The sequence below is a fragment of the Cupriavidus sp. 01L46 genome, assembly GCF_056399905.1.
The window spans coordinates 1-393 of the sequence record NZ_JBFTSF010000742.1 but is presented as its reverse complement, the minus strand read 5'-3'; the positions used below and the strand labels follow the sequence as shown (position 1 = coordinate 393).

Genomic DNA, 393 nt, shown 5'->3' with positions numbered 1-393 from the left:
GACCAGTGGCATGCAGGCCGGCGACCTGATCATCGTAGCGGGACGCCCCTCCATGGGTAAGACCGCTTTCTCGCTGAATATCGGCGAGCACGTGGCGGTGGAGCAGGGCCTGCCGGTGGCTGTGTTCTCGATGGAAATGGCAGGCACGCAGCTGGCCATGCGTATGCTGGGCTCGGTCGGCCGGCTTGACCAGCACCGCCTGCGTACCGGCCGCCTGCTCGACGAAGACTGGCCGCGGCTCACGCACGCCATCCAGCGCATGAACGATGCGCAATTGTTCATCGACGAAACACCGGCGTTGAGTTCGATGGAGCTGCGCGCCCGTTCGCGCCGGCTGGCGCGCCAGTGCGGCCAGCTCGGACTGATCGTCATCGACTACCTGCAGCTGATGTC

Annotated in this window: 1 protein-coding gene; it reads left to right on the top strand. The window is 65.6% G+C overall.

Features of this window, described 5'->3' with window-relative positions:
* Window positions 1–393, top strand: a 393-nt coding sequence (locus tag AC1DS3_RS39585; RefSeq protein ID WP_477129494.1) for a DnaB-like helicase C-terminal domain-containing protein, incomplete at both ends; no start/stop codon positions are given.